The sequence below is a fragment of the Schaedlerella sp. genome (assembly GCF_056796775.1).
In genome coordinates, this window is the sequence record NZ_JBQIKP010000001.1 from 245158 (window position 1) to 253723 (window position 8566).

Annotated in this window: 7 protein-coding genes and 1 pseudogene; all 8 read right to left on the reverse strand. The window is 49.3% G+C overall.

The window, feature by feature from the left end:
* The 8 genes and pseudogenes from ACTOY7_RS01050 to gatB all read right to left on the reverse strand — a co-directional run bounded on the left by ACTOY7_RS01050 (nt 1) and on the right by gatB (nt 8445).
* A complete protein-coding gene (locus ACTOY7_RS01050; protein WP_160280347.1) occupies nt 1–1380 on the reverse strand; it encodes an MATE family efflux transporter in 1380 nt (459 codons plus the stop codon).
* Nucleotides 1381–1823: 443 nt separating this feature from the next.
* Nucleotides 1824–4067 carry a DNA gyrase/topoisomerase IV subunit A gene (locus ACTOY7_RS01055; RefSeq protein WP_160280348.1) on the reverse strand — a complete coding sequence of 748 codons (2244 nt, stop codon included), beginning with the start codon at nt 4065–4067 and terminating at the stop codon, nt 1824–1826.
* 83 nt (nt 4068–4150) lie between these two features.
* Complete coding sequence (locus ACTOY7_RS01060; RefSeq protein WP_160280349.1) at nt 4151–6073, reverse strand: DNA gyrase/topoisomerase IV subunit B; 1923 nt, start codon at nt 6071–6073, stop codon at nt 4151–4153.
* A gap of 227 nt (nt 6074–6300) precedes the next feature.
* Nucleotides 6301–6651, reverse strand: coding sequence for a hypothetical protein (locus ACTOY7_RS01065; RefSeq protein ID WP_160280350.1), 351 nt, complete (start codon nt 6649–6651; stop codon nt 6301–6303).
* Nucleotides 6626–7447, reverse strand: coding sequence for a hypothetical protein (locus ACTOY7_RS01070; RefSeq protein WP_482672258.1), 822 nt, complete (start codon nt 7445–7447; stop codon nt 6626–6628). The genes ACTOY7_RS01065 and ACTOY7_RS01070 overlap by 26 nt, the downstream gene beginning before the upstream one ends.
* A gap of 118 nt (nt 7448–7565) precedes the next feature.
* Nucleotides 7566–7943 (reverse strand): annotated as a pseudogene (locus ACTOY7_RS01075) (class II fructose-bisphosphate aldolase); the annotation flags it as partial.
* On the reverse strand, nt 7870–8103 hold the full coding sequence (locus ACTOY7_RS01080) for a hypothetical protein (RefSeq protein WP_482672257.1): 234 nt from the start codon (nt 8101–8103) through the stop codon (nt 7870–7872). The gene ACTOY7_RS01080 and the pseudogene ACTOY7_RS01075, both read right to left, overlap by 74 nt.
* A gap of 57 nt (nt 8104–8160) precedes the next feature.
* Entirely contained in the window at nt 8161–8445 is a 285-nt protein-coding gene (gene gatB / locus ACTOY7_RS01085; protein ID WP_482672256.1) for a PTS galactitol transporter subunit IIB, read from the reverse strand.
* Nucleotides 8446–8566 lie beyond the last annotated feature (121 nt).

Below are 8566 nucleotides of genomic sequence, written 5' to 3' on the forward strand. Positions count from 1 at the left end.
CTACGCAGCCTTCATGTTTTTCAGACGTTTGATCTCCATCGCCGCCAGTACCAGCGACAATACAAATGACAGAATATCGGATACCGGCTGTGAGAACCAGACGCCGGTAATCCCCAGCGTATTTGCCATGATAAAGATGGCCGGGATCCCGAAAATGATATAACGGCAGATTCCCAATACGGTAGACTCTACCACACTCTCTACTGCCTGGAAATACCCGGACATCAGGTTGGCCGTCAGCCCCAGCGCGGTACAGGAAATCACAATCCTTGTATATTTTGCCGCAATCGGGATCAGCTCCGAGCCTGCCCCGATGAACAGCGCGCAAACCGGTGTTGCCGCAAGCCAGAATACGATCGCCAGAACATAGACCGCAATCAGGTTGCCGCCGATCCCTACCTTGATCAAATCCTTGACACGGTCATAAAGCTTTGCGCCGAAATTGTAGCTTGCGATAGGCTGTAAACCTCCGGTCGTAGACTGGGTGATCATCATCAGAATGTAGACCACGTATCCGTTGATGACTGCAAATGCCGCGATGTCCAGCTCCCCTCCGAATTTTCCCAGAAAGTTATTAAGCACGATGGTAAATACGGTGGAGGATGCCTGTACCAGAAGATACGGGAATCCGATCTTCACGATATTTGCAATAATCTCTTTATCAAAATGCAGATCTGACATCTGAACCTTGAAAATGGTATTCTTGCTGAAGAAAAAGTACAGAATAAAAAATCCCCAGATTCCGATGGAGGACGCATAATAGCCTGCGCATCCCGCAATCCCCAGTTTCAGGATAAATACACTCGCATAGAGCCACACCAGCGCTAAAATCGCGGAAAGTGTCATGGCCCAGGTAGCGATGCTCGGCTTTTCATCTACCCTCGCCATATAAACCGCAATATGACCGATGATGCAAAAAGGATATCCAAACATAAATATACGGATAAATAATACGATGGAATCAAACAGATCCGGTGTCGCTCCCAAAAGCCCCGCGATCGGTCCGGCAAAAATAAAAATCACAGCTGCAATGGCAACAATGGCGATAAAGCTGAACCACAGTCCCTGTCCATAGACTCTTCTTGCCCCCTGCTCATCGCCGTCTCCCAGCTTCATGGCAGCCAGTGTGGAAACACCGATCGCAAAGAAGCCTCCCAGCGCAAGCATGAAATATTCCAACGGCATGATCAGTCCTACGCAGGCAAGCCCTGTCTCTCCCAGACCTCTTCCTATAATGATACCTTCCAGGATGACCATGATCGCCTGTGCCAGCATTCCGATTAATGTAAGAAAACTGTACTTCACAAACAGCCCAGCCACCGGTTTCGTACCAAGCTCTCTGGATTCGGAACCCTGTTCCTGTTTCATTTCTTCACTCATTTTGTTGTTCTCCTTCCTTTTTCTTCTGTGGATTTTACCTGCCAATCCGACCCGCTTGCTTCCTGAGTACTTCCTTGCGATCTGACTCACCTGCTTCACGAGTGTTGTCTCATGATTCTTGTTTTGCGAATTTGTCACATTGGCACACTTGCTTTTCTATGCTTTGTATTATATGACAGTTTATGCTGCGTTTACACTCCTATTTTTTGTACATTTTACCTAAACTTTATGTCTAAACCAGCCTAAACCATATCCAAACCCGTGGAAAAAAATCAGGCAATGCCCCTTTCCTGAGACATTGCCTGATATGTTCTGTTTCTTCTATTCTGATTGCGCAGAATCTTAGGAACTGTATGAAAATATCTTATGCATCTTGCTTGTCTGATTGTACAGATCGAAGAAATAACCAGCGCAATCTGCACAGGTTATTTTCCTGCTGTTCCTTATCCCCGGCTCTTTGTTCCGGTTCCGTCCCGCTTCGCCACCTTCAGACGGTTCAGCATGATCTCCTTCTCTCCGAATTTTCCTTTCGCTTCCGTCCCTTCCTCGAACAGATACACCGTTTCCAGTTCATCCTTTTTCTGCAGCTTCATGCCCCGGACGCCTACGGCGCCTTTTTTCTTCTCCGGAATCTCGGCTGCCGGGAACCGCAGGAAGTACCCGCCCTTCGTCTGCAGCACGGCATGCTGGTTCTCCGTCACGACCTGGACAGAGATCACCGCGTCCTCCTCCTGGAGCTTCGTAGCAGCGATCGTGCGCTTCGCCACCTGGAATTCCGCGCCTTCCACACGCTTGATCATCCCCTGCCTGGTGGCAAAGAGCAACTTCGCATACCGCATCTGCTCCATATCGCAGACCATCACGATCTGCTCCTCTGCGCTGGCATAGTTACTCACATTATCGATCGGTGTCCCCTTATCCCGGAATTTCCCATAAGGCAGATCCAGAACCTTGATCTGGTGCATCTTGCCCGTATCTGTGAAAATGCAGATCTTCCCGGTATTCATGCAGTGGATGATATACTTGTTCTCACTGTCCGCCGCCTCCCGGTTCCGCTCATATACGGATACGTCCACGGTTTTCGCATAGCCGAAGCGGTCCATCAGAAATACGACTTCCTGCTCTTCGATCTTCTTCTCCTCAAATACCGCTTCCTCCGCATTTTCAATGGCTGTGCGCCGCTTCCTTCCGTACTCCTTCCGGAATGCGTCCAGCTCATCCATGATCACCTGGGCCATGGAATCATAGTTATTCAGGATGTCCTCATATCTCGCGATATGCTTCAGCGTTTCCTCATGCTCCTTCTGCAGCGCCTCGATTTCCAGGCCGATCAGCTTGTACAGGCGCATTTCCAGGATCGCCGTCGCCTGCCGCTCGGTAAACCGGAGCATGGCTGCCATCTTTTTGGAAATGCCGGACTTAAACTTGATGTTGTCGGTGACCCCGTTGACAAGACAATTTCTCGCGTCCTTCACGGACTTGCTTCCCCGAAGGATCTCGATGATCAGGTCGATCACATCACAAGCCTTGATCAGCCCTTCCTGAATCTCCTTGCGCTCCAGCTCTTTGGCAAGGAGGGTCTTATATTTTCTCGTAGCCAGTTCAAACTGGAAATCCACGTGATGCTCAATGATCGCTTTCAGCCCTAGTGTCTCCGGCCTGCCATTCGCTACGGCCAGCATATTGACGCCGAAGGTATCCTCCAGCCGGGTCTTCTTGTAGAGCATATTTTTCAGGTTTTCGACATCTGCGCCCTTTTTCAGCTCCAACACGATCCGAATGCCTTCCTTGGAAGACTGGTTGGAAATGTCCACGATATCCGTCGTCTTTTTCGTCTCCACAAGACCGGCCACATCATTGAGAAATTTTCCGATCCCGCTTCCGATCATGGTGTAGGGGATCTCCGTGATAACAAGCTGTTTCTTGCCGCCTTTGAGCTCCTCGGTCTCCACCTTGCCCCGCAGCTTGATCTTCCCCTGTCCGGTCTCGTAAATATTCAGCAGTTCGTCCTTGTTCACCACGATCCCTCCGGTAGGGAAATCCGGTCCTTTTACATAGCGCATGAGCTGTTTGGTGCTGATCTCGTCATTCTTCATATAAGCCTTGACCGCATCAATCACCTCGCACAGGTTATGGGTGGGAATGCTGGTGGCCATTCCCACCGCGATGCCCTCCGCGCCGTTGATCAGAAGGTTGGGTACACGCACCGGGAGTACCAGCGGTTCCTTCTCTGTCTCGTCAAAATTGGGGCCAAAGTCTACCACATTTTTATCCAAGTCGGACAGGTACGCCTCCTGGGTAAACTTTGAGAGCCGGGCCTCCGTATAACGCATGGCCGCAGCTCCGTCTCCTTCAATGGAACCAAAATTGCCGTGGCCGTCCACAAGGATCATGCCCTTCTTAAATTCCTGTGCCATCACCACCAGCGCTTCGTAGATGGAACTGTCGCCATGGGGATGGTATTTACCCATGGTATCTCCCACGATACGGGCGCATTTTCGATAGGGCCGGTCATACCGGATCCCCAGCTCATGCATGTCATAGAGGGTCCTGCGCTGGACCGGCTTCAGCCCGTCCCGGACATCCGGCAGAGCCCTGGCAATGATCACGCTCATGGCATAATCAATATATGATTTTTTCATCAGGTCCGAATACTCGGTCCGGATGATCTGTGGTTCATTACTCATAGTTCTCTCCTATCCTGCTCTGAACAGTTATACTATGGAACTGTCCCTAAGCGCCAGATAAATCGGCCGTGAGCATACTTCGATTAAATATCCAGCTCCGCCTCGGTGGCATTTTCATAGATAAATGCCCGTCTCGGCGGTACCTCCGTTCCCATCAGCATCTCCGTGACACCGGATGCCATTCTTGCGTCCTCAATCTCCACCAGCTTCAAGAGCCGGTTCTCCGGATCCAGTGTGGTTTCCCAGAGCTGCTGGGCATCCATCTCTCCAAGACCTTTGTACCTCTGCAGGGTAAATCCGCCGTCATGGGTCTTCCGATACCGTTCCAGCGCGGCATCGTCGTAGAGGTATTCCTCCTCCCCCTTCTTCGGCATGGCCTTATACAGCGGAGGCATGGCAATATAGACGTGGCCTTCGTAGATCAGCTCCGGCATGAACCGATAGAACAAGGTCAGCAGAAGCGTGGAAATATGTGCCCCGTCCACGTCCGCATCGGCCATAATGATGATCTTGTCATAGCGCAGCTTCGTGATGTCAAAGTCATTTCCATAGCCTTCGGAAAATCCGCATCCAAAGGCATTGATCATGGTCTTGATCTCCGCATTTGCAAGCACTTTGTCGATGCTGGCCTTCTCCACGTTCAATATTTTCCCACGGATGGGCAGGATGGCCTGATAATTCCGGTCCCGGGCGGTCTTTGCGGAACCGCCGGCGGAATCTCCCTCCACGATAAAGATCTCACATTTCTTCGGGTCGCGGCTCTCACAGTTGGCCAGCTTTCCGTTGCTGTCAAAGGAATACTTCTGCTTGGTCAGCAGGTTGGTCTTGGCCTTTTCCTCGGTCTTACGGATCTTTGCCGCTTTCTCGGCGCTGGACAGAACGGTCTTTAAGGTCTCCAGGTTCCGGTCAAAATACAGAACAATCTCGTCCCCGGTCACCTTTCCCGCCGCCTTTGCCGCATCCGGGTTGTCCAGCTTGGTCTTGGTCTGGCCCTCGAACCGGGGATCCGGATGCTTGATGGATACGATCGCCGTCATGCCGTTTCGGATATCCGCCCCGGTAAAATTGGCGTCCTTTTCCTTCAGGATCCCCAGCTCCCTCGCATACTGGTTCATCACCGTGGTAAAGGTCGTCTTAAATCCGGTCAGGTGTGTGCCGCCCTCCGAGTTGAAAATATTATTGCAGAAGCCCAGCACATTTTCATGAAATTCATTGACATACTGCAATGCTACCTCCACCTCAATGCCCTCGGACTCTCCTTTAAAATATATGGGATCATGCAAGGCTTCCTTTTTCTGATTCAGTTCCCGGATAAATCCCATGATCCCGTCCGGCTCATGAAATACCACATGCTCCGGCGATTCCGGACGTTTGTCGTCAAATACGATGGTAAGCCTGGGATTCAGATAGGCGGTCTCGTGCATCCTGCTCTTGACTTCCTCCGCCCGGAAGCGGGTCTTTTCAAAAATCGTATCGTCGGGCAGGAAATTGATCTTCGTACCGGTCTTTCTCGTCTTTCCCACAATGGGAAGAAGTCCCTCTTCCAGCTCGATCACCGGGATTCCTTTCTCGTATCGGTCATGGTGGACAGCTCCCTCCCGGCTGATCCAGACATCCATGTGGTTGGACAGCGCATTGACCACGGAGGAACCCACTCCGTGAAGACCGCCGCTTGTCTTATAGACCGAATCGTCAAACTTTCCCCCCGCATGCAGCGTGGTATAGACCAGACGGGCGGCGGAGATTCCCTTCTGGTGCATCCCCACCGGCACGCCCCGGCCGTTATCCTCCACCGTGGCGGAACCGTCCCTTTCCAATGTGACATGAATCTCCGAGCAGAAGCCTGCCAGATGTTCGTCCACCGCATTGTCCACAATCTCGTAGATCAGATGGTTCAGTCCCTTGGTGGACACACTGCCGATATACATGCCCGGCCGCTTCCTGACCGCTTCCAGCCCCTCCAATACCGCAATGCTGTCCGCATCGTATGTATTCTGCTTACTCATAAAGACTCTCCTTTTTCAAAACCTGTCTATGAAAATAAATCCTTTCTTCTTTCCGATATTCCTGATTAGCGCAATTCCTATTATAACAAGATTTAAAAGTTTTTCAAGTTGTTTTCCCGGCGTTGTTGATTTCCCGCTTATTAAAGCAAAGGCTTTTGATGGTATTTCTTACCGCCAAAAGCCTTTTTACTGTTTCGTACTTTATTCTATATCAAAAACATCGATCGTTAATTACTGTCCGTAACCTCCACAAGATAACACTCATCATGACAGCTTCTTCCCTGATTCATGAGCAGCAATGGAAATTCATCATAATATTTCATATGGTTCTCACGGAGGATCTGTCCGATATTCTGTCTTTCCGGCGGGATCACCCGCTGCTTTACCCAGCGCAGGCTCCATTCTTTCCCGATCCGGCGCTGTCCCTTTTTTATAAAATCTGCTATGATCAGAGGCGCTTCCACACTTTTTACATCATCCGGTATTTCAATCTGGTACTCCCTCTTCATCTCATCGTATAACAAATATGCAACGGTTTTATCATGATAAAATCTATTCTTCACCGCAAATCTGTACATATCTTTCCCACCTCTTCCATAACATATTCCAGATTTTTTCCAGATGCTCCGCATGCAGTACGCCATCCAGACCGCTTAACAGCTTCTCTCTGTCATGCTCCCGCAGTCTCCCGTCAAACCAATGCAATCCCTTTGGGATAAAACGGAGATTATACTCCGAAGACTTTGAGCCTATAAAGTTATTCACTGCCTTATCTTCCAGAATGTCATATTTCCGTATACTTTCTATATTTCCGTAGCAGGAAAACAGCAGGGAAATTCCCTGGTCAAACAGCGGTGCCGGACGCGCCTGATCTTCTCCATCTATCAAGATCTCGATATTTGCTCCGTGGCGGTCCCGATTGCAGATCAAGTAGTCTATCGTCAGGATTTGATACAAATAGGCTGACCAGCCCATCCTGATAAAAAAATCCAGCGGACTCTCCGCTTGCTGTCTGTGCAGATCATAAAAGACCTCAAATGGCATCTTCCGTTCATCTTCTTTCCGGAAATTCTTTGACCTGGTTATATACGTATCCATTTCTTTTCCATCGATACAGATCAGAGCATGCAGCAATTGGTAATGTAAATGCGGTATCTGCAATATCTCCAAAAGTCTTGACACAATGAGTTCATTGATACATTCGTGCCCGAATACACCTCTGTAGCTGTCATAATTGGACAATTTATAATAGTATCTCTGTCCGTTTTGTTCTTCATATGCTTTTAAAAAACATCCGGGAGTTCCCGGAGATAATTTTGTATCAGACCAGTTTAAATGCCTGAAATCCTGAATTTCCCATATAAAATCTTCCATATCCTCACCATCTCTGCATATAAAGTTAAGGCTTCCGTCAATATTTTACGTTACAGTTACCTATTATAAACGATTTTTGTTCATTTGTCACTTATTGATCTGTCCGTCCCGTGCCGTATCACGCCTTCCCAACGCTTCCACAGACCTTCATTTTATCCATCACATACATTTTCACCTCTTCCCGTCCCTGCGCGTTATACTTCTTCGGGTCAAAGGTATCCGGATTTTCTTTCAGGACTTTTTTCACACCCTTCGAAAACGCGATCCGCAGGTCTGTCGCGTAGTTGACCTTACAGATCCCCCTGCGGATGCATTCCTTCACCGCCTCGTTAGGAACTCCCGATGTACCGTGCAGGACAAGTGGGATGCTGACTACTTTACGGATCTCGCTGAGCCGTTCCACATCCAGCTTTGGAATCCCTTTATAGACTCCGTGGGCGGTGCCGATCGCCACGGCCAGAAAATCTACCCCTGTAGCTTCCACAAATTCCTTCGCCCACTGCGCAGCGATTTCTCCGGTTCATAATTCCGGAAGAGCGCAACTGAAAGCGCCCCACACCGATCATCAGGCCGGAGCGGATGGCCTTCCCTACTTTTACCCCAATACATACACTGATCACCGCGATCACGATCGGCAGCATGACAGATGCTCCCATATCAATCACATACTGGATCGCGTCAGAAATTGCTTTCAGTATTTTTTTCCTCCTACTTTACTCTCCCTGCAGCACCTTCAGGATCGCTGCCTCTGTCTTCACCATACCGACTCCGGATATAAAGGGCATGCCTGTGATCACCGGGATTCCGTAATCTCTCTTTACCTTGGAGGTAGGCACGATCAGAACTGCCCCGGAAAGGTTGGATTCGATCTCCGAGATCCGGATCTGGCAGATCTCCACGTCGATCCCGTTCTTTTTGCAAAGCTCCACTACTTTATTTGCCGCGATTGTTGTAGTTGATACTGCTCCGCCGCATGCTACGATCACTTTCTTTTTCATAATCAATTCTCCTTTTCTTTTATAACCTAAAACCCGGATAATAAAGACTCGAATCAATCGTTACTAAAATCCGACTATCCTCGAAGTTTTATACCAAGCTTTTCCACAAACAACATATCTC